The sequence below is a fragment of the Leucobacter sp. VD1 genome (genome assembly GCF_037150695.1).
Lineage (GTDB): Bacteria > Actinomycetota > Actinomycetes > Actinomycetales > Microbacteriaceae > Leucobacter.
On sequence record NZ_JBBCPO010000001.1, the window covers coordinates 12,970 to 37,175 of the forward strand.

The window sequence follows — 24,206 nt, forward strand, 5'->3', positions numbered from 1 at the left end:
CGGGGAAACCGCCGTCACGCCGGGCGGTTGCTGTTTCATGGGGGAACGCGCAAGACTTGGTGCATGAGCGATCAGAATCCGAACGCAACCGGCCAGAACCCGCAGGTGTCGCAGCCTGCGCAGGGTGCGCCGCACCAGGCGGCCTCCTCGAAGCAGCGCGCTGCGAAGGCAGAGGGGCTGTCGACCTTTTTGAAGGTCAGCATCATTCTGCTTGCAGCGCTGACGATCGCCTCGATCTCGCTGTTGTTCATCGGCGAACTTGAGGGCAAGTTCGAGCGTGTGTTCTCGACGTTCGTGCTCTTCGCGGTGTTCGTGCTACTCACCGCACTCGACACCCGTCGCGAGCAGAAGTCGGAGTGGTACGCGCCCGTTGCGCTCATCGCCAACGCCTACATTCTGGGGCTGTTGCTCATCGTGATCTGGATGACTCCCTACCAGGCCTTCGGCCTGGTGCTCGAGATTTTCTGGAAGTCGGTGTTCGTGATCCTGGTGACGAGGCTGGTGATCCTGTGCTGCCAGCTGCTGCTCGGTATGAGCGCGAGGCTGCCCGATGTGGTGACCCGTTTCGCCTTCGTGACGAGTGTGCTCGCGGTGCTTTCGGGCATCCTCTTCACCGCTCCTGTCGGCATCGAAGCGTTCGATCTGCACATTCCCGATCTCTACTGGAAGATCGCGACGGCTCTGCTGATCTTGACCGCGCTTGGGCTGTCGATCACGCTGCTGCTGCGGTGGTCGTTCAGTTCTGCGGCACGCGATGCTGTGCGCGGGGCGCGTTCGGCGGTTCCGGCGGCTGAGGCGTATCGGGCGCAGCCGCAGCCGACGGTGATGCAGCAGGCGCCGGTGGCGGGGGCGCAGCCCTTGCTGCCTTGGCCAACGTTCCCCGACGGGCGCCCGCTGCCTGCGGGGGCTGATGGGCAGCCCGATTTCTCCGTGCTGCAGTCGCCCCGGGGGTGACCGCGGGGGTTGAGATTCGCAGTATGCGCCTCGATGAGGCCGATGCGACGAGTGAGCTGTTGCGCGCCGCCTACGGGGGAGATTATCGACTTGATCCCGAGTATCTCGGTGAGATCGTCGATGTGCGGGGTCGTGCAGAGTCGGCGCAGCTGTGGGTTGCGGTGGATCGAGTCTCGGGCGCGGTGCTCGGCAGTGTGACGACCCCGTTTCCGGGGCAACGGCTGCAGCGTGACAGTGCCCCCGACGAGATGGATGTGCGACTGCTGGGTGTCGCGCGGGAAGCTCGCGGGCGGGGCGTCGGTGAGCTGTTGATGCGGCACTGCGTGTCGCTCGCCCGAGAGCGCGGGGCTCGGCGTCTGGTGCTGCACACGTCTTCGCAGATGGTTGCGGCTCAGCGGCTGTACGAGCGGATGGGGTTCGAGCGGGTGCCCGAGCGTGAATATGAGTTCGACGCGATGGGCACGAAGCTTATGCTCATGGCCTACGCATTTACGGTCTGAGCAGGGTTTTATGAGGAGCGCATTCTTTCCCGCTTGAACATCAGATGAAGGTATGTATAGGCTTACCTTGGCGTTCCGGGGGCCGTGATGGCACCTCAGGAATCGCGAAGCATCGATGCGCGCGCCGTATCGGTGCATTCTTTTTGCCCATCACATCGAAGCAGCCGGCACATGTCAGCTGCCCGTCGAACCCCAGGAGCCCACAGTGTCAATCCGCACCACCCGCAGTGCAGCCGCAGCGTTGGCTCTGGCCGCAGCGCTCGTTCTCTCGGCCTGCGCCTCCGGCGCACCCGCGAGCGAGCCGAGCACCGAATCTGCCGCCGCCACAGTGACCATCACCGACAATCACGGCGAGGTGGAGGTGCCGGTCAAGCCCGAAACGGTCGTCGCGCTCGACAACACGGTCTTCGACACCCTCGCCGAGTGGGAAATCGAGCTCGCCGCCGTGCCCAAGGACGTCATGGGTTCGGTCTGGCCCGGCTACACCGACGACCCCGAGGTCGCCAACGTCGGCAACCACCGCGAACCGAACCTCGAGGTGATCGTTGCAGAGCAGCCCGACCTCATCATCGGCGGCTACCGCTTCGGTGACTACTACGAGCAGATCAAGGAGCAGAACCCTCAGGCCGTCGTCATCGAGATCGCGCCCCGAGATGGCAAGGACACCTTCGACGAGCTCAAGCGCCAGACCGAGATCCTGGGTCAGATCTTCGATCACGACAACGAAGCAGCCGCGCTGAACGCCGAGCTCGACAGCGCGATCTCCGGCGCGAAGCAGGCCTACAACGGCACCGACACCGTCATGGCCGTCAATACCTCCGCGGGTCGTATCGGATACATCGCGCCAGTGGTGGGCCGCAGCCTCGGCCCGGTGTTCCCCGCCCTCGGCTGGCAGCCCGCTCTCGAAATTGAGGGTGCGAGCGATGATCACCAGGGTGACGACATCAGCGTCGAGGCGATCGCAGCTTCGAACCCCGGCTGGATCGTGGCGCTTGATCGCGATGCGGCGTTCGCCCCGAGTGAGCGCGAGCCCGGTTCGGCGCCCGCCGATGAGCTCATCACGAGCTCCGAGGCGCTGCAGAACGTCTCCGCGGTGCAGCAGGGCCGCATCGTGATCCTCGATCCCAACTTCTACCTCACCGAGGGCATCCAGGCCTACACCGGGCTGTTCACGCAGCTCCAGGAGGCGTTCTCGGCGGCATGAGCCCCACAGTTTCGAGCACGCCGGTCTTGAGCGGCGCCGCACTGCCCACGCGGCGCCGCACTGGGGCGTTGCTCGCCGCCATTATCGCGGTGCTGGGTCTCCTCGCGGCATCGCTCGTGATCGGTGTCTACGACATCGCGGGCAGCGAGTTCGGATCAGAAATGTTCTGGATCACCAGGGTGCCCCGCACGATCGCGCTCGTGCTGGCCGGTGCCGCGATGGCCACGAGCGGTCTCGTGATGCAGATGCTCACCCAGAACCGCTTCGTCGACGCCACCACCTCGGGCACCACCGAGTGGGCGGCGCTCGGCCTGCTGCTCGCCTCGCTGCTCCTGCCCGGGATTGGGCTCGTCGGCAAGATGGTCATCGCGAGCGGTTGCGCGTTTATCGGGGCGATGCTGTTCATGCTGATCCTGCGCCGCGTCGTGATCCGCACCACCCTCATCGTCCCCCTCATCGGCATCATGCTCGGCGCGATCGTGAGCTCGCTTACCACCTTCCTCGCCGCGCAGTTCAACCTGCTGCAGATGCTCGGTACCTGGTTCATGGGCAGCTTCACCGCGGTGGTGCGGGGCCGCTACGAGGTGCTGTGGGTGGTGGCTGTGGTCACGATACTTTTGTTTCTCATGGCGGATCGCATCACTGTCGCCGGCCTCGGTAAAGACATGGCGACGAGCGTTGGCGTGCGCTACGAGGCGATCCTCATCGCGGGCACCGCGCTCGTGGCCGTGGCCGCCGGTGTCACCACCGTGGTCGTCGGCTTCCTGCCGCTGCTCGGGCTTGTCGTGCCCAACATGGTCTCGATGATCCGCGGCGACAATGTGCGCAGCAACCTGCCGTGGGTCTGTCTGGGCGGCATCGCGCTCGTGGTGGCCTGCGATATTGTCGGGCGAGTGGTGATAATGCCCTTCGAGGTTCCGGTCTCGATGGTGCTCGGCCTCGTCGGTGCTGTCGTGTTCATCGCGCTGCTTTTGCGGCAGAGGTGATCGTGGAGAGCAGTATTGTGAGGCTCGCGAGCACGGGGGAGCCGCCGGCCGCGCCGTCGTCGCGTGCGTCGCGCTGGCGCGCGGCGCTGCCGATCGTTGTGGTGTTCGTCGTCGCCGCGGTGCTCGCCGTCGCGATCCTCGTCACCGGCAATCCGGCGCCCGCGGGCAGCCCCGGCTTTTGGATTATCGTGCAGTCGCGTCTCACTTCGCTCGCGACGATTGCCTTCGTCGCCGTCGCTCAGGCGCTCGCCACGGTGCTGTTTCACACTGCCACCTCGAATCGCATTCTCACCCCCTCCATCCTGGGCTTCGATGCGCTCTACGTGCTCACGCAGACGGCGCTCGTGTTCGTCTTCGGCACCACGGCGGCGAGCATGGAGGGGATTCCGAAGATCATTGCGCAGAGCGCGCTGATGGTGCTGTTCGCAACGCTGCTGTACGGTTGGCTGTTCTCGGGCCCGCGAGCAAATCTGCAGTTGCTGCTGCTCGTGGGTGTGGTGCTCGGGATCGGCTTCGGCTCGGTCTCCATGGTGATGCAGCGCACGCTCACCCCGAGCGAGTTCGATGTGCTGAGCGCTCGCCTCTTCGGCAGTATCAGTAAGGGAAATCCCGAGTATCTGCCGATCGCGGCTGCGATCGTGTGCGGGATCTTGATTTTCGTCTGGTTGCGTCGGCGCAGCTACGACGTGGTCGCGCTCGGTCGCGATGTGGCGATCGGCCTGGGCGTGAATTACCGGCGCGAGGTAGTCACGATCCTGGTGCTTGTGGCCGTGCTCGTCTCGGTGTCGGCGACGATGGTCGGCCCGATGACGTTCTACGGTTTCCTGGTGGCGACGCTCGCCTACCAGTTCGCGAGGGGGGATTCGCACGCCGAGACGATTCCGCTCGCCATCGGTATCGGGCTTGTCACGCTGCTGGGCGCCACCTTCGTGCTCAAGCACGTGTTCGCCGCGGCCGGTCTCGTGACGGTGATCATCGAGTTCGCGGGCGGCCTGCTGTTTCTGATCGTGCTGCTCAGGAAGGGGCTGCGATGACTGACGCGCAAATCGGAATGGGGCTCGACGCCCCGGCAGGGACGGCCGGGGCTGCGGTGCGCGCCGCTGAGTCTGAACCGGGCCGCGGCCAGGGGATCGAGCTGAGCGATGTTGCGAAGACGTACGCGGGGCGGCGGGTGCTCGGCCCCATCGACCTCAGTCTCGAACGCGGTGGTGTAACGGCGCTGATCGGCCCGAATGGGGCAGGCAAGTCGACACTGCTCACGATCATCGGGCGCCTGCTCGAAGCCGACAGCGGGCGCGTCACCGTGGGTGGGCTCGATGTGCGTGCCGCCAAGCCGAAGCAGCTCGCCCGGGTGGTCTCGATCTTGAAACAGGAGAATCATTTCGTGGCGCGCCTCACCGTGCGTCAGCTCGTCACCTTCGGTCGTTTCCCGCACTCAGCCGGGCGGATTACCGAGGCCGATCATCGCGCGATCCACGCTGCGATCGCGTTTCTCGATCTGGCCGGGTTCGAGGAGCGCTTCATCGATGAGTTGTCCGGCGGTCAGCGGCAGCGCGCCTTCGTGGCCATGGTGCTGGCGCAGGATACCGACTTCGTGCTGCTCGATGAGCCGCTGACGGGGCTCGATATGCGCCACGCGGTGAGCATGATGGGGCAGGTGCGGGCGGCTGCTGATGCGCTGGGCAAAACTGTCGTGCTCGTGATCCACGATGTGAACTTCGCGGCGGCGTACGCCGACCGCATTGTGGCGCTTGCCGAGGGGCGGATCGTCGCTTCCGGCACCCCCGATGAGATCATCACCTCCGAGGTGCTGGAGCGGGTTTTCGAGACCCCGGTCGACGTGCTCGAACATGACGGTCGCCGTGTCGCGGTGTACTACCGGCCGTAGGCAGCTTCAGCGCTCACCGATGCGAGCCCGATGCGATCAGCGGATCAGGCGCTGAGGTGCTCCGAGGTCTCGGCGAAGAGCGCGGAGACTGCGGCGCGGCCCTCTGCGGCGCGGCCTGCGCGGGCGAGTTCGCGCAGGCGCACGGTGGGTCGGTGCAGCAGGCGCCCGACCAGGTGCCGCAGAGCGGCCTCGGTCTCGACGGTGCGAGCAGGCTCGGCAGCGCCGCCGTTCGCGCGATGGCTGATCCGCCTGATCTCGTCGTCAAGCATGCCGTTCACGAATGATCGCAGTTCCTGCAGTGCCGGGATCGCGTCGCGCTCGGCGCGCAGCGCCGTGAACTCGGCCGCCGCGGTGCGCACGATGTCGCGCGCTTCGAGTTCGGCTCCCAGTTCGGGGATCGGCGCGTGCAGTGCGATGGTCTCGAGGTCGAGCAGTTCGACCCCTGGCACCGCGGCAACGCCGGGGGAGATGTTGCGGGGGAGACCCATGTCGATGAGCAGCCGGGGCCGCGTTCGGCCTCGTTCAGAGACGGAGAGCCTGCCGAAGCGGGCACAGAACGGAGGGCTGCCCTCGGTGACGGTGTCGTCGAAGCGCTCTCGGGTGAGCAGGGGTTCGTGCACGGTGCTGCACGCGACGACGAGGTCGCTGTGGCGCAGTTCGGCATCGAGGTCGTTGTGCGCCACGGGGCGGATGCCGTGAGACTCCGCGAATGATGCTGCCCGGCCTGAGGGGGAGTAGACCGCGATGCGCTGGGCACCGTGTGCGCGCAACGCCGCAAGGCTCGCTCCGGCGTAGGCGCCGGTGCCGATGAGGAGCACGCGGCAGGTCTGCCAGTCGCCGACCCTGCTGTCGACGAGCGCGAGTGCGAGTTGCACGAGCGATCGGCCTCTGCTCTGCAAGCCGGTGCGATGCTTCACGCGCTTCGAGACGACGATGGCCTGTTGGAAGAGCTGTTCCAGTTCGGTGCTCGACCGGCCCAATGCGCGCGCTGTGTCGATGGCGCGGCGCACCTGCCCCGCGATCTCGGTCTCGCCCACCGAAGCGGATTCGAGACCGCTCGACACTGCGAAGAGGTGCTCGGCAGCGGCCTCGCCGCGGTGCACCGAGCAGGCTGCGGCGAGTTCGCCGTGGGGGAGACCGGTGGCTCGCGCGAGTCCGTCGAGGGCGTGCTCGGGGGCGAGGCCGGGGGCGTCGAGATAGGCCTCGAAGCGATTGCAGGTCGCGAGCACGACGGCACCGCGGCTGAGTGCGGGATCGCTGAGCGTGGCGGTCACGGTGTCGGTGCGCCGTTCGATGTGTTCGAGCAGCGCCAGATCGGCGTTGCGGTGATCGACGGTGAGGCAGAGGAGCATGGATTCTCGGCAGGGTTCTCGGGATGGGGAGCGGATCAGCGCGGCGCCGCACGCCCAGCTGAGTAGATCTGATGTGAAACATCAGATCTATAAGCTAGCATCTCGATCGATGAACTCACTCCCAGCTTCGCACCCGCTCGTCGATGGCCGAACGAGCGACGCCCCTCTGATCAGAGCCCTCAACGGCCACCGCCCCGAGCGGGTTCCCGTCTGGTTCATGCGCCAGGCAGGTCGGTCGCTCCCCGAATATCGCAGCATCCGCGCAGACCACCGTATGCTCGACGCCTGCGTGAACCCCGAACTCGCGAGCGAGATCACCCTGCAACCTGTGCGGCGGCACGGCGTCGACGCCGCAGTCTTCTTCAGTGACATCGTCGTGCCGCTGAAACTCGCGGGCGTCGAAGTCGATCTCGTTGCCGGGCGAGGTCCGGTGTTCGCGGTTCCCGTTCGCAGCGCCGCCGACGTCAGGCGCTGCCGCGCCGAGTTCACCGCCGATCGCCTTCGGGAAGCCCTCGACCCCGTGCGCGACGCCGTCGCGCTGACCGTCGCACAGCTCGGCAACACACCGCTCATCGGCTTCGCCGGTGCACCCTTCACCCTCGCGGCCTACCTCGTCGAGGGCGGTCCCTCCCGCGACCACCTGCGAGCCCGCACCCTTATGCACGCCGAACCGGAGACCTGGCGCGAACTGCTCGACTGGGCCGCAGAACTCAGCGGCGTCTTTCTCGAAGCGCAGGTCTCAGCCGGTGCCAGTGCGGTGCAACTGTTCGACTCCTGGGCGGGATCGCTCAGCGCCGCCGACTACCGCGCCCATGTGGCGCCCGCATCCCGACGCACCCTCGACGCCGTGCGGCATATCGCGTATCGGCACCCGCACCGCGATGGCTACAGCGCGTGCGAAGAAACCGTGCCCGCGATCCACTTCGCAGTGGGCTCTGGCCACCTGCTCGAAGAACTCGCCGCCGTTGGGGTGAGCGCGATCGGCGTCGATTGGCGCACCCCGCTCGACGAGGCGAGCCGCAGACTCGGAGATACCGTGCCGTTGCAGGGCAATCTTGACCCCGCCTACCTCGGAGCGCCGCCCGAGCGGCTTGTCGCGCACCTCGACGAGGTGCTGCGCCGGGGAACCCGCGCCCCCGCCCACGTGCTCAACCTGGGGCACGGCGTGCCACCCGACACCGACCCTGAAGTGCTCACCCGTATCGTAGAGCTCGCGCATGCTCGGTGAAGTCGATGACAACGCTGACGGCACTGAGAGTGTTGACGGTGCTGAAGGCACCGGATTCGCCGACCTCGCCTGCGCAGCGGGCAGCTCAGGCCGTCGCGTGGCTGTCGTGGGCGGCGGGGTCTCGGGGCTCGTCGCCGCCCGCGAACTCGCGCTCGGCGGCGCCGATGTTGTGCTCTTCGAACTGCAAGACCGCATCGGGGGCCGCGTGCAGCGCGACACCCTCGCATCCGTGCCGGTCGACGTGGGCGCCGAAGCCTTCGCCACGCGCGGCGGCGCCGTCGCCGCACTCCTCGGAGATCTCGGCCTCGGCGACCGCATCGAACGCCCCGCCCCGCTCGGCAGTTGGGTGATCTCCGCGGGCCGGGCGCTCCCGCTGCCGGCTGCTGGCGCCGTCGGCATCCCCACAGCTCCGCTCGCGGCCGACACGCGGCGCGTGCTCGGGCTGGCAGGGGCGCTGCGCGCCGCCATCGAACCGCTGCTGCCACGCTCCCTCGGCCGCGGCGCAACCCTCGGCAGAGCGGTGCGCCTGCGACTCGGCGCGCGCGTGCTCGACAGGCTCGTGCGGCCTGTGGTGCGCGGCGTGCACTCCGCCGACCCCGAAGAACTGTCGATCGACGCCGTGCCCGGACTTGCAGCCGCCCTGCAGCGCCACGGCTCCCTCATCGCGGCCGCCCGTGAACTGCGCCACGGGCGCTCCGCCGCGGGCGGCGCCGTCGCTGGTCTGCGAGACGGAATGGGCTCCCTCGTCGAAGCGCTCGCCGCAGAGCTGCAGCGTCTGCACATCGAGACGCGCACTGGAACAGCGGTGCGCGAGATCGCCGCTGCCGGAGGCGGCATCCGGGTCCGCATTGACCGCACAGCCGCCGCGAACATCGCGACCACACGCACCGCGCCGCCAAGCACCGCACTCACGGGCGTCCTGCGCTTCGACGCCGTCGTGCTCGCCGTGCCCGAAACCGCCGCCCGCGCGCTGCTGGGCGCCCCAGCGACCGACCCCGAAACCCGCGTTGAAGTCGTTCTGCTCGCGGTCGACGACCCTCGTCTCGACGCCGCACCCCGCGGCACCGGTGCCCTGGTCGCCGAGGGAGAACACGGCATCCGGGCGAAAGCTCTCACCCATGTCACGGCGAAGTGGCCGAAGCGCGCGACGGCACCTGGCCCCACCCCGCATGTTCTGCGACTCTCCTACGGTCGCCACGGCAGCGCCCCCGAGACCGCGGGGCTCCCCGATCAGCAGGTGCGCGAGATCGCGGTGGCGGATGCGTCGCGCATTCTCGGCGTCGCGCTCAACCCAGCCTCCGTGCGCGACATGCGCCGTCGCGAGTGGTGCACCGGTTCGGCTCGCGGATTGGGCGACGGCCGCGGATCCGCCACCGGATCCGCCGCATCCGAGCTCGTGCCGCCGCCCCGCGTCGCGATCACCGGCGACTGGGTGAGCGGCACCGGGCTTGCGACCGTCGTGCCAGCTGCCCGCGCCGCCGCCCGCAGCGTCCTCGACTCCCTGAACTCAGCCGCCCCGCATTCCGAAGGAGGCACGCGATGACCAATCGCATCACCGCCACCGGCCCTCGCACCCCGCGTGTGCGCCGCTCCGACACCCCTGTTGCGGCCGACCCCGGGCTGATCCGCATCGGCACACGCGGCAGCGCCCTCGCCGTCGCACAATCCACCACTGTGGCAGAGGCGGTCTCGGTCGCCACGGGGCTCGAAGTCGTGCTCGTGATCGTCACCACCCGAGGCGACGTCTCCGCTGCGCCGCTGGCGCAGCTCGGGGGCACGGGCGTTTTCGTGAGCGCGCTGCGCGACGCCCTGCTCGACGGGGCATGCGACCTCGCAGTGCACTCCTTGAAAGACCTTCCCACGGGCGCGTGCCCCGGTATCGAAATCGGCGCCATCCCGGTGCGCGCCGACGCTCGAGACGCGCTGTGCGCGCGGGACGGTCTGACGCTCGCCGAACTACCTGCGGGGGCGAGGGTGGGCACCGGCTCGCCGCGCCGCGCCGCGCAACTGCTCGGCAGGCGACCAGATCTCGACGTCGTCGATCTGCGCGGCAACGTCGACACCAGGCTCGGCCGGGTGGGTGTCGATCTCGATGCTGTGGTGCTGGCCTGCGCGGGCCTCGACAGGCTGGGGCGCGAGGAAGCGATCACCGAGCGCTTTCCGCTCGATGAGGCGCCCGCCGCCCCGGGGCAGGGTGCCCTCGCGATCGAGGTGCGCAGCGAAGATGCGCGCCGCGCCCCCTACGTGGCTGCGCTCAGCGCGCTCGATCACGCTGAATCGCGGGCGTGCGCGCTCGCCGAGCGGGCCGTTTTGGCGACGCTCGAAGCGGGCTGCGCGGCCCCTGTCGGCGCCACAGCCATGGTTGACGATGCACGCCTGGTGCTGCGCGCCGAGGTGTCGAGCCTCGACGGAACCCAGCGGCTGCTCGCCGAGGAGGGGTTGCCCTGGGCGGCTGGGGCTGAGGCTGGGGCTGGTGGGGGTGCCAGTGTCGTTTCCGGCGCCGACACGGGTGGCGGATCCGCTGCTGACTCCGCAGCACCGTCTACCGCAGCCCGCGAGACACCGCGCCGCCTGGGAGAAATCGTGGCGCGGCGCTTGTTCGACATGGGTGCGGCGCAGATCGCCCCGCTCGGGGGCTCGCATCCCGAGTCGGGCAACACCGAGCCCGCCAGCTCCGAGGCCACCCCGTGACCTCCCACCAGAATGGCCGCCGGCCGACCACCTCCGATCTGGCGGGGTGCCGCATCCTGGTGCCGCGCGGCGGCCCCCCAGGCGAACAGCTCGCGGCGGCCATTCGCACACGCGGCGGTCTCCCCGTCATCGTGCCACTCACGACGACGGTGCCGCCGCAGGATCCGGCAGCGCTTGCCGCCGCTGTTGAGCGTTGGAACCTGGGCTGCTACGACTGGCTCGTCTGCACGAGCGCGAACGGGGTGTATGCCGTCGTCGCGGCGGGTGCGCGCCCCGGCATGCGGCGCATAGCAGCTGTCGGCCCTGCTACCGCCGAAGCGCTGCGCGAGCACGGCTTCGAGGTGGCCGTGCAGCCAGACCACGACTTCTCTGCGGTCGGTCTCGCCGAGGCGCTGCTCACCGTGATCGGCACGGCCGACGGGAGTGACGCGGCCCAGCAGATGCTGCTGCCGCTCTCCGAGATCGCGGGAACCGAGCTCGAACACGCCCTCACCGCCGCCGGTCACGCCCCGCACCGCGTCACCGCGTACCGCACGCTCCCCACCCCGCGCGATGCCCGGCTCGAATCCCGGGGGCGGGCTGTCGATGCGATCCTCGTGATGAGCGGATCCGGCGCCGCCGAGACCGCCCGCCGCTTCGCGCCGCTCCCGCCGGGCACCCATCTCGTCGCGATCGGAGCCCCGACAGCTCGGGCGCTCGCCTCTCACGGACTCCGTGCCGACGCCGTCGCGACCCGCCACACCGCTGACGGGCTGCTCGACACCCTCGCCGCGCTCCTCGACCGTGCGGCTGCGCCCACTACCGACCATCCCGAACTCCCGCACCACCCGGAAGGAAGATCCGCATGATCCCCACCGTCCGCCCGCGTCGCCTGCGCGCCACCCCTGCGCTGCGCCGTCTCGCCACCGAGACCAGGCTGCATCCCGCCGAGCTGGTGCTGCCGGCCTTCGTCCGTGAAGGCATTGACGAGCCCCGCGCGATCTCCGCGATGCCGGGAGTGCTGCAGCACACCCTCGACTCGCTGCGTCGAACCGCAGCGGATGCCGCCGCTGCTGGCATCGGCGGCATCATGCTCTTTGGCGTGCCGTCCGTGCGCGACGCCCGCGGCAGCGCCGCCGACGATCCCGGGGGCATCCTCAATGTCGCCACCCGCGCTGTCGCGGAGGAGGTCGGTGATGCGCTCGTCGTGCAGACCGACCTCTGCCTCGACGAGTTCACCGATCACGGCCACTGCGGGGTGCTCGACGCGCGCGGCGAGGTCGACAACGATGCCACCCTCGACAGGTACTGTGCGATGGCCCTCGCACAGGCCGAGGCCGGCTCGGCGGTGCTCGGTCTCTCGGGCATGATGGATGGCCAGGTCGCGGCGGTGCGCGGCGCGCTCGATGCTGCCGGGCATCAGGCCACCGCGATTCTCGGCTACTCCGCGAAGTACGCCTCAGCGTTCTACGGGCCGTTCCGTGAGGCGGTCGATTCGCAGCTCGGTGCCGATCCTTCGAGCAATGGTGACCGGCGCAGCTATCAGCAGGATCCGGCGAACCGACGCGAGGGGCTGCGCGAAGCGGAGCTCGACATCGCCGAGGGCGCCGACATCGTGATGGTGAAGCCTGCGATGAGCTATCTCGATGTGCTCTCGGATGTCGCGGCGGCGAGCCCGGTGCCTGTCTGGGCCTATCAGGTGTCCGGTGAGGCGGCGATGATCGAGGCGGCGGCCGCGCAGGGGTGGATTGACCGCCGGCGCGCGGTCGAGGAGTCGGTGCTCGGCATCAAGCGTGCGGGGGCCGATGCGATTCTGAGCTACTTCGCTGTGGAGCTTGCGGGGTGGCTGCGATGAGGGGCGGATCGGCGATGCGCAGCGCGCAGCTCGCCGAGCGCGCGGAGCGTGTGATTCCCGGCGGGGTGAACTCCCCGGTGCGGGCCTTCGGCTCGGTGGGTGGCACCCCGCGCTTCATCGTTTCGGGGAGCGGACCGTATGTCACCGACGTCGATGGCACCGAGTACGTCGACCTTGTCGCTTCGTGGGGGCCCGCCCTGCTGGGGCACGCCCACCCTGCTGTGGTCGAGGCGGTGCAGACGGCTGCGGCGCGGGGGCTGGGCTTCGGTGCTTCGGTTCCCGAGGAGGCCGAGCTTGCCGAGGAGATGATTTCGCGGGTGCCCGGCCTCGAACGCTTGCGCCTCGTCTCCACGGGCACCGAGGCGACGATGACGGCGATCAGGCTCGCGCGCGGGGCCACCGGCCGGCCGCTCATCGTGAAGTTCGCCGGCCACTACCACGGTCATTCCGATGGCCTGTTGGCCGAGGCAGGGTCGGGGCTTGCCACGCTCGCGCTGCCCGGCTCGGCGGGAGTGACCGCGGAGACCGCGGCGCAGACGCTCGTGCTGCCCTACAACGATCCGGCAGCTCTGGCGGCGGCGTTCGCCGAGCACGGCGACCGGATCGCCGCGGTGATTGCGGAGGCTGCTGCCGCGAATATGGGGGTGGTGCCTCCCGAGCCCGGGTTTACGGAGTTTATGATCGGGCTTGCGCACGGGCACGGCGCACTGGTGATCCTCGACGAAGTGCTCACGGGGTTTCGGGCGGGGGCTTCCGGCTACTGGGGGATCGAGCGGGCCCGGATGGCGTCGGCGCTCGCGCCTGATCTGTTCACCTTCGGCAAGGTGGTCGGCGGCGGGCTGCCGCTTGCGGCGCTCGGCGGGCGGGCGGAGCTAATGGAGATGCTGGCACCGCTCGGGCCGGTCTACCAGGCCGGCACGCTGTCTGGCAATCCGCTCGCCGTCGCTGCGGGGCTCACCACGCTGCGCCACGCAGATGACGCCGCCTATGCGGCGCTCGGGCGCGCAGCCGAGGTGCTTTCCGGCGAGGTGTCACGTGCGCTCGACACCGCCGGGGTGCCGCATCGGGTGCAGCGTGCGGGCACGCTGTTCAGCGTGTTCTTTGGTGAGTTCTCCGACGGGCCGCACGATTATGCCGGGGCGCAGCGGCAGGAAACGCAGCAGCATCGAGCGTTCTTCCACGCCATGCTCGAGGGCGGCGTCAATCTGCCACCCAGCGCCTTCGAAGCGTGGTTCGTTACCGCTGCCCACGACGCAGCCGCGATCTCCCGTGTGGTCGAGGCGCTGCCCGCTGCCGCCAGGGCTGCCGCCGAAGCAGTCCCTGCGGCCCCCGTGGTCTGACCCGAGCCGTCCCCGCCGTAGATATGGGATCTGTCGAAGATATGGGATTCAGGTCCGGATTCGCCCGATTTTCGGCAGATTCCATATCTTGAGGCCGGGCATGAAAGCCGTGAGGGGCGGGGATCGAGTGATCCCCGCCCCTCACGGTGACGACGTGCGGGTGTTAGACCCGGGCCGCGAGAGCGGCCACGGCGCTCTCGAAGAAGCGCAGGCCGTCGATGCCTGAGCGCATGGCGTCGGGCATGTCGGGGCCGAAGCCGGGCTCGACCGCGTGCTCGGGGTGCGGCATGAGGCCGACCACGTTGCCGCGCTCGTTGGTGAGGCCCGCGATATCGTCAAGCGAACCATTGGGGTTGACGCCGGCGTAGCGGAAAGCGATGAGCCCCTCGCCCTCCAGACGCTTCAACGTCTCGTCGTCGGCGATGAAGCCGCCGTCGCCGTTCTTGAGCGGGATCACGATCTCTTCGCCCTGCTCGAAGCTGTTGGTCCAGGCGGTGTCGGCGTTCTCGACCACGAGACGCTGATCGCGGCGGATGAACTGCTGGTGTGCGTTGCGGATCAGGCCACCGGGCAGCAGATGCGACTCGACGAGCACCTGGAAGCCGTTGCAGATACCGAGCACGGGCATACCCTTGCCAGCAGCCTCGACCACCTCGGTCATGATCGGCGAGACCGCCGCGATAGCACCCGGCCGGAGGTAGTCGCCGTAGCTGAACCCACCGGGCAGCACGATCGCGTCAACACCCTGCAGATCGTGATCCGCGTGCCACAGCTCCACGGGCTCAGCACCCACGAGGCGGATCGCGCGCTGCGCGTCACGGTCGTCGAGGGAACCGGGGAAGGTGACGACGCCGATGCGGGTCGACATCAGCGAGCCTCGCCGTCAACGCTGATCGCCACGACGTCTTCGATCACCGAGTTCGAGAGAATCTCCTCGGCGAGCTGACGCACCTCGGCGAGCACGGCCTCGTCGACCTCGCCCTCGACGGTGAACTCAAAACGCTTGCCAATGCGCACGTTCTCGAACTTGCCATGGCCGAGGCGCGCGAGCGCCCCCGTGGTCGCCTTGCCCTGCGGGTCGAGCAGTTCGGCCTTCGGCATGACATCAACAACAATCGTGGGCACTAGAGAGCCTCCAACTCGAGAACACAGAAGTCGAACATCAGTCTACCCGCAGTGGCAGGCGCATCCGCCGGTGCGTGGCCGCGGTGCTGGTCACTCACCGGCAGGCGAACCGGTGAGCCGGGTGTACAGCTCCGCGTAGCGCGCGTGGGTGCGTGACACGATCTCCTCTGGCAGCACCGGCGGTTCGCCCTGCTTGTCCCAGTTGGCCGAGAGCCAGTTGCGCACGATCTGCTTGTCGAAGGAGGCCAGGCGATCCGACCGCGAATTGCGCTCGTCGAAGTATGCCGAGGCGTCCCAGTACCGTGACGAATCGCTCGTGAGCACCTCGTCGGCGAGCACCAACTCGGCGGGATCTTCGGATCGCGGATCGCGACCGAACTCGAACTTTGTGTCGGCCAGCACCACACCGCGCTCGGCAGCCAGATCGCGGGCCGCGGTGAAGATGCGCAGCGAAGCGTCGCGCAGAGCTGACGCAACCTTGTCGCCGACGAGCTCGAGGCTCTGCTCGTAGCTGATGTTCTCGTCGTGCTCGCCGAGCGGGGCCTTATAGGCGGGGGTGTAGATGGGGGTGTCGAGCAGGTCGCCGTCTTGCAGGCCGGCGGGCAGTTCGATGCCGCAGACCGCGCCCGTGCGCTGGTATTCGGCGAAGCCGGATCCGGTGAGCGCTCCCCGCACCACGCACTCGATCGGATACATCTCCAGGCGGCGGGTCACCACGGCTCGATCCGCAACCTCTGCTGGCACGGCGGGTGCATCGGCACCGGCGAGGTGGTTGGGGAGGTCGATGCGGGCGAACCACCAGTTCGACAGCGCCGTGAGCAGCGCACCCTTGCCCGGGATCGGCGGCTCCAGCACGTGATCGAAGGCGCTTACGCGGTTGCTCGCCACCACGAGCAGGTGCTCGTCGGAGCCGTCGGCGGGAACGTAGAGGTCGCGCACCTTTCCTGAATAGATGTGCGTCCAAGCTGCGAGCTGCTGAGGCGAAGCGATATCGGTCACGACCCCATTCTTCCACGCGAATTGCCACCCGAATGAGACCTCCTTGTCAGCGGGTAGGGCTACGCTTCCTATCGAGGGGAACCTCCGTGTTGCAGGCTCGCCGGGAGCCGGACGCGAGGGAGAGAATGACCCGGTGAGTAACGCTGAGGAGAAACATGATCCCGCTGGGACCGGTGGTGGCTCGGAGTCGGATGAGAGCCGCGCGCACCGGAGTGTGGTCGTTCGTGAGCGACCCCGTGCGACGCGCCGAGTGGTGGCCTGAACTCGAATTGGAGACGCGGATCGGCGGCCGCATCGCCGAGCGCTGGAGCGAGGGCTCCGGCGATGACGCGGTCAGCCGTGACGCCGCCGGTCAGGTGGATGTTTGGGTGGAGGGCCACGCCGTCGGCTTCACTTGGCGCGAGGCCGGAGACACCCGTGACACGGCGGTGCTGCTGACACTGCGCAGCCAGGCCGGAGAAACCGGAGTGACGGTCACCGAAACTGGATTCGATGCGCTGCCGGCCCCCGCTGAGAGAGCCGCAGCTTCGCAGCAGGGGTGGGAGGTGCTGCTCGCTGCACTGGCGAAGGCGATCGATGCAGGCGTTGCCGCAGGTATCATCACCGCAGAAGACCCGCCCGCCCCGGCGGCGCCCGACGCCGAAGCTCCGAGCGACGAAACCGTGCCCGTCGCGCGTTTGCCGCGTGACGATTCCGACAGCGCCCCCGCCGGAGCCATCGAGCTCGCGCCCGAAGAAGTCGACGGCGAAGTCTTTGAAACCGAAAGCGAGCTGGTGCTTGAGGTCGACGCCGAGCCGCAGCTCGGCGAGCACCTCGAACTCGACACCGGATCCGTGCAGATCATCAATGCCGAAGATGCTGATGACGACGCTGCCGCCGACGGCAGTACGGCGACCGACACCGAGACTGAGGCTGCCGAGAGCGATGCGCTCGCCGAGCCTGTGGCTGATGCCGTGGCGGATCCGCAAGCGAGTGACGAAGCAACCGATCTGCCGAAGCAGTCGAAGCGACGCCACGAACCCGAAGCAGACAGTTTCACCGGCGATCCCGATTTCGACGCCCTCATCCGAGGTCTCTAAGCGGCGCTGCCCTCGCACTCACACGAGAACGGCGCCCGCACCCCGAGCAGGGGTGCAGGCGCCGTTCTCGTGTGGGGCTGCGCTATGCGACGCGCGCCGCGATGTCCGTGCGGTGCTGTGAACCCTCGAACGAGATCCGCCCCACGGCCTCATAGGCGCGCTCGCGCGCCGCAGCGAAATCGGCACCGCGGGCGACCACACCGAGCACCCGGCCGCCTGTCGCAACCCAGCCGCCCTCGGCGTCGCGTGCCGTTGCGGCGTGCACCACATGCACGCCGGGCACCTGCTCGGCGTCTGCGATACCCGTGATCGCGCGCCCCGTGCTCACCGCACCGGGGTAGCCCTCGCTCGCCACCACTACGATCACTGCCGGCTCATCGGAGAACTCGGGAGCCTGCTGCGTCGCAAGCTCGCCCTGCGCCGCAGCCAGCAGATAGCGGCTCAGCGGTGATTCGAGGCGAGCCAGCACCACCTGGGTTTCAGGATCACCGAAACGCGCATTGAACTCGATGACGCGCACACCCTTCGACGTCACGATGAGGCCGCAGTAGAGCAGGCCCACGAACGGCGTGCCCTCCGCTTCGAGCTGGCGCACAGTCGGCAGCGCTACCGTGCGGGTGATCTCCTCGACGAACGCATCCACGCCGCCGGGCAGCCACGGCAGCGGCGAATAGGCGCCCATGCCGCCCGTGTTCGGGCCCTCATCGCCATCGAAGATGCGCTTGTAATCCTGCGCGGGGGTCAGCGGCAGCACGTCGTGACCATCTGCGAAGAAGAACAGCGACACCTCCTGCCCGTCGAGGAACTCCTCGATCAACACCTCCCCGTGGGGTGCCCAGCTCGCCACATGGTCGAGCGCAGCCGCCCGATCCTCAGTCACCAGCACGCCCTTACCAGCCGCGAGACCATCGGCCTTCACCACGTAGGGAGCGCCGAACTCGTCGAGCACCGCAGCGGCCTCCTCCACCGAGGCAACCCCTGTCGCCCGACCAGTGGGCACCTCGGCAGCCTCCATCACCCGCTTCGCGAACGCTTTCGAACCCTCCAGCTGGGCGGCAGCCTGATCAGGCCCGAACACGGGGACGCCGGCAGCGCGCAGCGGATCCGCGACACCGGCAACCAGCGGAGCCTCGGGGCCTACCACCACGAGATCGAAGCCGCGCTCACGCACGAATGCGGCGACAGCATCTGGGTCTGAGTAAGCCAGCTCGGGGGTTTCGACCCCGCTCGCCGAGATTCCGGCGTTGCCCGGAGCGCAGACGATCTCGTGATCGGCTGACTCCGTGCGGAGGGCGAGGACGATGGCGTGTTCGCGGGCGCCGGGGCCCAGGACGAGAATCTTCACGGTTCCAGGATAGTGGGGTGCTGCGCCGCTACAGTGGGAGCCGTGGCGAAGCGCAAAGTGTCGATCGAAGACGGGCTGGCCGCGCTCGCCGCAGCGCGGGCCGGATCAGACACGCGCACTGTGCTCGCCACAGCGGTGCGCTACCTGCTCGAAGAACTCGCCGAACGCGCGCCGGGCAACTCCGTCGAGGTGCGGGTGCCCCCCTTCGGGGCAACGCAGTGCGTTGCCGGCCCTCGGCACACCAGAGGCACCCCGCCGAACGTCATCGAAACCGACCCGGCTACCTGGATCGCACTCGCGACGGGGCAGCTCGACTGGGAGACCGCTCTCGACACCGCTCGGGTCGTTGCCTCGGGATCCCGAGCCGATCTGCACGGCCTGCTCCCGCTCGCGTGAGCTGCGATGTAGAACCGCTCGCGACCGGCTGACTGCATCCGCGCGCCAACATCGGAGGTGACGCACAGACGCAGGCTGAGACAATAGAGGCATGAGCATTCCCGATGCGGGCGAGCAGCGCGCCGCCGTCGAAACCGCAACAGAGACCGCGCAGGCCGTACCGGCTGCCCCGGCCCCAGCCGAAGACGCCCTCGACACCCATGAAGCCGTGATCGAAGAAACTGAGCATGAGGTGGTGCTGCAGCGCACCGTGCGCTACGGGCGGGTGCTGATCGGCGGCGCTGTGCTTGGCGCGATTGTGGCGATGCTCGCCTGCCTGCTCTTCCCCGTGCCAGAAGACGCGGAGTACACCATGGCGCAGGCCGTGGGTATCAGCGCGATCATCGGCGGGGCCATCGGCCTCGGTATCGCCGGGCTCTTCTCAATTGTTCTCGGGTTCCTCGCGAAGCGCGGAAGCGGCGTCGGTGTCGCCATTCAGCGCGACGTGCGATAATCGGCCCATCACTCACGAACGGAGTTCACCCGATGCTTGGAAACCTGGGTGGAGCGCACCTCATCGTCATCCTCTTCATCGTCCTGCTGCTCTTCGGTGCGCCGAAGCTGCCAGGGCTGGCGAAGAGCCTGGGCCAGTCGATGCGCATCCTCAAAAAGGAAGTACGCAACGACGACGCTGACACGGCAGCTCCTCGCGCCGACACCGTCGCCGAAGCCCCTGCGGCTCCGGCCGCTCCCGCCGCACAGGCCACTCCCGCTCCGGCTCCGGCCGCAGCGCAGGAAGCCACGCCGCAGCGACCCGAGCAGCCATAACCATCTGACCTGACGATCGGAGCCTTCCCGCATGTTCGGCAACCTGAGCGGCCCCACCCTGGTGGTCATCCTCTTCATTGTGCTGCTGCTCTTCGGCGCGCCGAAGCTGCCGGGCCTGGCGAAGAGCCTGGGCCAGTCGATGCGCATCCTCAAAAAGGAAGTACGCAACGACGATGCAGCAGAGAAGGGCAGCGACGGTGCCCCCGAATCTCCGAGCAGCGAGAGTGGGCACTCGAACACCGCTCGCCCCGAGCCTCGAGAAGGCGGCAACACCGCTCCCGGCGACAAGCCGTAACAGTTCACCGATACACGAAGCGGGGCCGCGCTCATTAAGCGCGGCCCCGCTTCGTGTATCGGTGTGCGGGCCCGGTCGTCAGCTTTCCTGCGTCGCTTCGACCCAGGCCAGATATTCTGCGTCGACATTGCCAGCGATGTACTCGCCCGTGAAGCAGCTCTGCTCCAGCTCGGTGACCCGGTCCTGCCCCTGCATGATGGCGCGGTTCATGCCCTCGACGCTCATGTAGATGAGGTGGTCAGCGCCCAACTCGGCGGCAACCTCATCGCTGCTGCGGCCGTGCGCGATCAGCTCAGCACGTGAGGGCATGTTGATGCCGTAGACGTGCGGGAACACCACAGGGGGAGCCGCCGAGGCGAAGATGACCGACTTCGCGCCCGCGGCACGCGCCATCTCGACGATCTCGCGAGAGGTGGTGCCGCGCACGATCGAGTCGTCGACGATGAGCACGTTCTTGCCCTTGAACTCGATGCTCATCGCGTTGAGCTTCTGGCGCACGCTCTTCTTGCGCACGGCCTGGCCGGGCATGATGAAGGTGCGACCCACGTAGCGGTTCTTGAAGAAGCCCTCGCGATACTCGATGCCGAGCTTTTGTGCGACCTGCATGGCGCTGGGACGCGCGGAATCGGGGATCGGCATGACCACGTCGATCTCGACGTCCGGCAGCTGCTCGGCGATCTCCTCGGCGAGCACGTCGCCGAGGCGCAGGCGCGCGTCGTACACGGCGATGCCGTCGAGCACGGAGTCGGGTCGGGCGAGGTAGATGTATTCGAACGCACAGGGCACGAGGCGGGTGCGCTCTGCGCACTGGCGCGACTGCAGCGTGCCGTCTGGCGAGATAAGGATCGCCTCGCCGGGTTCGACGTCGCGCACAATCTCGTATCCGCCTGATTCGAGCACCAGCGACTCGGAAGCGACCACCCACTCGTCGGCGCCGGAAGCGGCGGTGCGACGGCCGAGCACGAGCGGGCGGATGCCGTTCGGGTCGCGGAAGGCCAGCAGCCCGTAGCCAGCGATGAGCGCGATGGTGGCGTAGGAGCCTTCGACGCGCTGGTGCACACGGGAGACCGCCTCGAACACCTGCTCAGAGTCGAGGGAGAGCCCCGCAATGCCAGCCTGCAGCTCGTTCGCGAGCACATTGAGGAGCAGCTCGGTGTCGGAGTGCGTGTTGAGGTGGCGTCGGTCGATGTTGTAGAGCTCGGCGGTGAGCTCGCGGGTGTTGGTGAGGTTGCCGTTGTGCACCAGGATTATGCCGTACGGGGCGCCGACGTAGAAGGGCTGCGCCTCTTCTTCTGCCGCTGCCGAACCGCGGGTGGCATAGCGCACGTGACCCAGGCCGATATTGCCCTTCAGAGTGCGCATGTCACGGGTGCGGTAGGCCTCGCGCACCTGGCCCTTTGCCTTCACCGAGTGGAAGAAATCGCCGTCGAGCGTGGCGATGCCCGTGGAGTCCTGGCCGCGGTGCTGCAGCAGGAGGAGGCTGTCGTAGACCTGCTGATTGACAGGTTCTTGCGAGACGATACCGACGATGCCGCACATGCTTGTGTGAATGCTCCCTGGGATGCGATGGGGCGTCAGGCAGACGCAGAATCTAGTGTCCCACATGCCGCTGTGTGTGTGAGGCCCTGTCTGAGGCTGCGCGCGGATCAGGCCGAAGCTGCCCTGGGGCACGGTACGCTGGAGTTGTGAGCGAAAACGCGTCGATCTATGCCCAGTCCGGAGTCGATACCGCGGCGGGCGACCTCGCCGTCGAACTGATGAAGTCGGCTGTTGGCCGCACGCACGGCCCCGAGGTGCTGGGCGGCGTCGGCGGCTTCGCCGGCATGTTCGATGCGAGCGCTCTGCTGGGCTACAAGCGCCCGCTGCTCGCTTCCTCGACCGACGGAGTGGGCACGAAGGTGGCGATCGCGCAGGCCATCGACAAGCACGACACCATCGGCCAGGATCTTGTCGCGATGGTCGTCGACGACATCGTGGTGGTCGGCGCGAAGCCGCTGTTCATGACTGACTACATCGCCTGCGGCAAGGTGGTGCCCCAGCGCATCGCTGACATCGTGCGCGGTATCGCCGAGGCCTGCGAGGCCACGGGCACGGCTCTTGTCGGCGGCGAGACCGCCGAGCACCCTGGTCTTCTCGGCCCCGACGACTACGACGTCGCCGGTGCGGCGACGGGCGTTGTGGAGGCTGATCGTATGCTGCAGCCCGCGCTTGTGCAGCACGGCGATGTGGTGCTCGCGATGGCGGCCTCGGGGCTGCACTCCAATGGCTTCTCGCTGGTGCGCCACATTCTTTCCGAGCGCGGCATCGGCTACGGCGATCGCAGTGACGATCTGGGGGCGAGCTACGGTGAGGCGCTGCTGACGCCCACCGCGCTGTACACGGCTCCGCTGTTGCGCGTGCTCGACGATCCCGCGCTCGACGGCGCGATCCACGTGCTGAGCCATGTCACCGGCGGCGGGATCGCTGCGAATCTTGCGCGCGTGCTGCCGCAGGGGGCGTGGGTTGAGGTGGATCGCGCCTCGTGGTCGCCGCTGCCCGTGTTCCGCCATCTTGCAGAGCTCGGCGGTCACACGCTCGAATCGCTCGAGGGGGCATGGAACCTCGGCATCGGCATGTTCGCTGTCGTGGCGGCGGATCGCGCCCCGCAGGTCGCCGCTGCGCTCACCGCAGAGGGTCTCGATACCTGGGTCGCCGGCACCGTGTCGACCGAGGCGCGCGACTTCGCAGGCTTCGAACAGGGCGCAAAGGGCGTCGACGGAGGCGCAGTGCGCCTCGTGGGCGGCTACGCGGGCTGAGTTTCGGCCCGGGTGCCCGATCGTCGGCTGAGCGCGGCGATCCAGCACCCGGGGCTGCGGGTCTGTCAGGCCCGCACGATGAGGGCTGTGGCGATGGCCGCGAGTCCCTCGCCTCGGCCGGTGAAACCGAGGTGATCGCTCGTGGTGGCGCCGAGGCTCACCGGTGCTCCGACGAGCTCGGTCATGATCCGCTGCGCCTCCTCGCGGCGCGGCGCGAACTTGGGCTTGTCGCCAACGATCTGCACCGATACGTTGACCGGTTGCCAACCTTGCGCGGCCAGTCTGGCGAGCGCGAGCCGCACGAAGCTGGTGCTTGCAGCTCCCTCGGTGTCGGGCTGGTCGACACCCACCAGGCCGCCGATATCGCCGAGCCCTGCCGCTGAGAGCAGCGCGTCGACAATGGCGTGGCAAACGGCGTCACCGTCGCTGTGCCCGGAGAGGCCGGGCTCGCCAGGCCAATCGAGGCCGGCGAGGCGCAGCGGCGAGGCCGCATCGTAGGCGTGCACGTCGAAGCCTGTGCCCACACGGATCTGCGGCACGGCGGGGTGCGCGACTTCCGCGGGGGCGCTCACGCCTCCGCCTCCAGACCGAGCAGGTTGGCCGTGAGGAAGTGCTCCAGGATCGCGAGATCAGCGGGTGTGGTGAGCTTGTGGGCGCGCTGCTCGCCTGGCACTGTTCGCACCTTCGCACCGGCGCGCTGCACCACCTCGGCGTCGTCGGTGGGGAGCCCGCCCTCGTGCTGCAGTTGCGCGGTGGCGTGCGCTGCCGCGAGCGTCTCACGCACGAAGCCCTGCGGTGTCTGCACGGCTACAAGCGGTGCACGGTCTACTGTTTCGTGCACGATCCCCTCTGGGTCGACGCGCTTGAGCGTGTCGACAACGGGAAGCGCCGGCACCACAGCGTCGCCGGTGCGGCGCACTTCCGTGATGACCCGCTCGAAGAGCGCAGCGCTTGCGAAGGGTCGGGCGGCATCGTGCACCAGCACGGTTTCGACGCTGTCGGGGAGTGCGTTGAGGCCGAACCGCACCGATTCGTGGCGTTCGCGCCCGCCGGGCACCACGGAGACCTCCCAGGAAGATGCTGCGGGAAGCACCTGCTCGACGATGTCGAGCGCTTGAGCTGCGTGCGACTCGGGGGCGACCACCACGAGGTGCCCGAGGTGAGGGAGGGAGGTGACGACGCCGATCCCGAATTCGAGGAGGGCTCGGCCGCGGAGTTCGACAAAGGCCTTGGGTGCCCCTGCGCCGAGCCGTTCACCGCGACCCGCGGCGACGAGCACGACGCCCAGAGACGGCAGTTCGTGCGGGGTGGTTCCGGGAACGTCGTTCGTGAGGGGGCTCATAGCCCCAGCGTACCCGGCAAGGCGGGCTGTCGCTCGGCTTCTGCAG

26 protein-coding genes are annotated in these 24,206 nt (G+C 68.4%); 18 read left to right on the top strand and 8 right to left on the bottom strand.

Annotation, left to right across the window (positions count from 1 at the left end):
• Nucleotides 1-63 precede the first annotated feature (63 nt).
• The 6 genes from WFL22_RS00055 (at nucleotide 64) to WFL22_RS00080 (ending at nucleotide 5,532) form a co-directional block, all read left to right on the top strand.
• Nucleotides 64-954, top strand: coding sequence for a hypothetical protein (locus WFL22_RS00055; RefSeq protein ID WP_336990933.1), 891 nt, complete (start codon nucleotides 64-66; stop codon nucleotides 952-954).
• A gap of 23 nt (nucleotides 955-977) precedes the next feature.
• Nucleotides 978-1,454, top strand: a complete 477-nt coding sequence (locus tag WFL22_RS00060) for a GNAT family N-acetyltransferase (protein ID WP_336652790.1) — start codon at nucleotides 978-980, stop codon at nucleotides 1,452-1,454.
• A 205-nt stretch (nucleotides 1,455-1,659) separates the two neighbouring features.
• Entirely contained in the window at nucleotides 1,660-2,658 is a 999-nt protein-coding gene (locus WFL22_RS00065; protein ID WP_336990934.1) for a siderophore ABC transporter substrate-binding protein, read from the top strand.
• Nucleotides 2,655-3,644 carry an ABC transporter permease gene (locus WFL22_RS00070; RefSeq protein WP_336990935.1) on the top strand — a complete coding sequence of 330 codons (990 nt, stop codon included), beginning with the start codon at nucleotides 2,655-2,657 and terminating at the stop codon, nucleotides 3,642-3,644. The genes WFL22_RS00065 and WFL22_RS00070 overlap by 4 nt, the downstream gene beginning before the upstream one ends.
• A 2-nt stretch (nucleotides 3,645-3,646) precedes the next feature.
• Entirely contained in the window at nucleotides 3,647-4,678 is a 1,032-nt protein-coding gene (locus WFL22_RS00075) for an iron chelate uptake ABC transporter family permease subunit (RefSeq protein WP_336990937.1), read from the top strand.
• Complete coding sequence (locus tag WFL22_RS00080) at nucleotides 4,675-5,532, top strand: iron ABC transporter ATP-binding protein (protein WP_336990939.1); 858 nt, start codon at nucleotides 4,675-4,677, stop codon at nucleotides 5,530-5,532. The genes WFL22_RS00075 and WFL22_RS00080 overlap by 4 nt, the downstream gene beginning before the upstream one ends.
• A 44-nt stretch (nucleotides 5,533-5,576) precedes the next feature.
• Here the strand turns inward: WFL22_RS00080 and WFL22_RS00085 are convergent, their stop codons facing one another.
• Complete coding sequence (locus WFL22_RS00085; protein WP_336990940.1) at nucleotides 5,577-6,884, bottom strand: glutamyl-tRNA reductase; 1,308 nt, start codon at nucleotides 6,882-6,884, stop codon at nucleotides 5,577-5,579.
• A gap of 109 nt (nucleotides 6,885-6,993) precedes the next feature.
• Between WFL22_RS00085 and hemE the strand changes: the two genes are divergently transcribed.
• Genes hemE through hemL form a run of 6 tightly spaced genes read left to right on the top strand, consistent with a single transcriptional unit; the run spans nucleotide 6,994 to nucleotide 13,977 of the window.
• Complete coding sequence (gene hemE / locus WFL22_RS00090; RefSeq protein WP_336990941.1) at nucleotides 6,994-8,112, top strand: uroporphyrinogen decarboxylase; 1,119 nt, start codon at nucleotides 6,994-6,996, stop codon at nucleotides 8,110-8,112.
• Entirely contained in the window at nucleotides 8,102-9,655 is a 1,554-nt protein-coding gene (gene hemG / locus WFL22_RS00095; RefSeq protein WP_336990943.1) for a protoporphyrinogen oxidase, read from the top strand. The genes hemE and hemG overlap by 11 nt, the downstream gene beginning before the upstream one ends.
• Complete coding sequence (hemC, locus tag WFL22_RS00100; protein ID WP_336990945.1) at nucleotides 9,652-10,803, top strand: hydroxymethylbilane synthase; 1,152 nt, start codon at nucleotides 9,652-9,654, stop codon at nucleotides 10,801-10,803. The genes hemG and hemC overlap by 4 nt, the downstream gene beginning before the upstream one ends.
• Nucleotides 10,800-11,651 (top strand): uroporphyrinogen-III synthase, encoded by an 852-nt coding sequence (locus WFL22_RS00105; RefSeq protein ID WP_336990947.1) that lies wholly within the window; start codon nucleotides 10,800-10,802, stop codon nucleotides 11,649-11,651. The genes hemC and WFL22_RS00105 overlap by 4 nt, the downstream gene beginning before the upstream one ends.
• The gene (hemB, locus tag WFL22_RS00110) at nucleotides 11,648-12,637 is read left to right on the top strand and encodes a porphobilinogen synthase (protein ID WP_336990949.1); all 990 of its coding nucleotides are present in this window, start codon (nucleotides 11,648-11,650) and stop codon (nucleotides 12,635-12,637) included. The genes WFL22_RS00105 and hemB overlap by 4 nt, the downstream gene beginning before the upstream one ends.
• A gap of 14 nt (nucleotides 12,638-12,651) precedes the next feature.
• Nucleotides 12,652-13,977, top strand: coding sequence for a glutamate-1-semialdehyde 2,1-aminomutase (hemL, locus tag WFL22_RS00115; protein ID WP_336990950.1), 1,326 nt, complete (start codon nucleotides 12,652-12,654; stop codon nucleotides 13,975-13,977).
• Nucleotides 13,978-14,140: 163 nt separating this feature from the next.
• Here hemL and purQ read toward each other — a convergent pair whose 3' ends face one another.
• From purQ to WFL22_RS00130, 3 genes are all read right to left on the bottom strand, one after another.
• On the bottom strand, nucleotides 14,141-14,845 hold the full coding sequence (gene purQ, locus WFL22_RS00120; RefSeq protein WP_336652778.1) for a phosphoribosylformylglycinamidine synthase subunit PurQ: 705 nt from the start codon (nucleotides 14,843-14,845) through the stop codon (nucleotides 14,141-14,143).
• Nucleotides 14,845-15,102 (bottom strand): phosphoribosylformylglycinamidine synthase subunit PurS, encoded by a 258-nt coding sequence (gene purS / locus WFL22_RS00125; protein ID WP_336652777.1) that lies wholly within the window; start codon nucleotides 15,100-15,102, stop codon nucleotides 14,845-14,847. The genes purQ and purS overlap by 1 nt, the downstream gene beginning before the upstream one ends.
• A 90-nt stretch (nucleotides 15,103-15,192) precedes the next feature.
• Nucleotides 15,193-16,101: a phosphoribosylaminoimidazolesuccinocarboxamide synthase gene (locus WFL22_RS00130; RefSeq protein ID WP_336990953.1), complete on the bottom strand. Its 909-nt coding sequence runs from the start codon at nucleotides 16,099-16,101 to the stop codon at nucleotides 15,193-15,195.
• 191 nt (nucleotides 16,102-16,292) lie between these two features.
• On the opposite strand from WFL22_RS00130, the gene WFL22_RS00135 reads away from it, so the two are divergent.
• On the top strand, nucleotides 16,293-17,180 hold the full coding sequence (locus WFL22_RS00135; protein WP_336990954.1) for an SRPBCC family protein: 888 nt from the start codon (nucleotides 16,293-16,295) through the stop codon (nucleotides 17,178-17,180).
• A gap of 82 nt (nucleotides 17,181-17,262) precedes the next feature.
• Here WFL22_RS00135 and purD read toward each other — a convergent pair whose 3' ends face one another.
• On the bottom strand, nucleotides 17,263-18,525 hold the full coding sequence (purD, locus tag WFL22_RS00140) for a phosphoribosylamine--glycine ligase (protein ID WP_336990956.1): 1,263 nt from the start codon (nucleotides 18,523-18,525) through the stop codon (nucleotides 17,263-17,265).
• A gap of 42 nt (nucleotides 18,526-18,567) precedes the next feature.
• Here purD and WFL22_RS00145 point away from each other — a divergent pair, with 42 nt between their 5' ends.
• From WFL22_RS00145 to tatA (WFL22_RS00160), 4 genes are all read left to right on the top strand, one after another.
• The gene (locus WFL22_RS00145) at nucleotides 18,568-18,921 is read left to right on the top strand and encodes a sterol carrier family protein (protein WP_336652773.1); all 354 of its coding nucleotides are present in this window, start codon (nucleotides 18,568-18,570) and stop codon (nucleotides 18,919-18,921) included.
• Between the two features lie 91 nt (nucleotides 18,922-19,012).
• Nucleotides 19,013-19,414 carry a hypothetical protein gene (locus WFL22_RS00150; protein ID WP_336990957.1) on the top strand — a complete coding sequence of 134 codons (402 nt, stop codon included), beginning with the start codon at nucleotides 19,013-19,015 and terminating at the stop codon, nucleotides 19,412-19,414.
• A gap of 32 nt (nucleotides 19,415-19,446) precedes the next feature.
• Complete coding sequence (gene tatA / locus WFL22_RS00155) at nucleotides 19,447-19,728, top strand: twin-arginine translocase TatA/TatE family subunit (protein ID WP_336990959.1); 282 nt, start codon at nucleotides 19,447-19,449, stop codon at nucleotides 19,726-19,728.
• Nucleotides 19,729-19,759: 31 nt separating this feature from the next.
• Nucleotides 19,760-20,023 carry a twin-arginine translocase TatA/TatE family subunit gene (tatA, locus tag WFL22_RS00160; RefSeq protein WP_336990961.1) on the top strand — a complete coding sequence of 88 codons (264 nt, stop codon included), beginning with the start codon at nucleotides 19,760-19,762 and terminating at the stop codon, nucleotides 20,021-20,023.
• A 78-nt stretch (nucleotides 20,024-20,101) separates the two neighbouring features.
• Here the strand turns inward: tatA (WFL22_RS00160) and purF are convergent, their stop codons facing one another.
• The gene (gene purF / locus WFL22_RS00165) at nucleotides 20,102-21,562 is read right to left on the bottom strand and encodes an amidophosphoribosyltransferase (RefSeq protein ID WP_336990963.1); all 1,461 of its coding nucleotides are present in this window, start codon (nucleotides 21,560-21,562) and stop codon (nucleotides 20,102-20,104) included.
• A gap of 146 nt (nucleotides 21,563-21,708) precedes the next feature.
• On the opposite strand from purF, the gene purM reads away from it, so the two are divergent.
• Nucleotides 21,709-22,818 (top strand): phosphoribosylformylglycinamidine cyclo-ligase, encoded by a 1,110-nt coding sequence (gene purM, locus WFL22_RS00170; RefSeq protein WP_336652768.1) that lies wholly within the window; start codon nucleotides 21,709-21,711, stop codon nucleotides 22,816-22,818.
• A gap of 65 nt (nucleotides 22,819-22,883) precedes the next feature.
• On the opposite strand, the gene ispF is transcribed toward purM, so the two are convergent.
• Complete coding sequence (ispF, locus tag WFL22_RS12410) at nucleotides 22,884-23,390, bottom strand: 2-C-methyl-D-erythritol 2,4-cyclodiphosphate synthase (protein ID WP_442918945.1); 507 nt, start codon at nucleotides 23,388-23,390, stop codon at nucleotides 22,884-22,886.
• Entirely contained in the window at nucleotides 23,387-24,160 is a 774-nt protein-coding gene (gene ispD / locus WFL22_RS12415) for a 2-C-methyl-D-erythritol 4-phosphate cytidylyltransferase (RefSeq protein WP_442918946.1), read from the bottom strand. Before ispD ends, ispF begins: the two co-directional genes overlap by 4 nt.
• Between the last annotated feature and the right edge of the window lie 46 nt (nucleotides 24,161-24,206).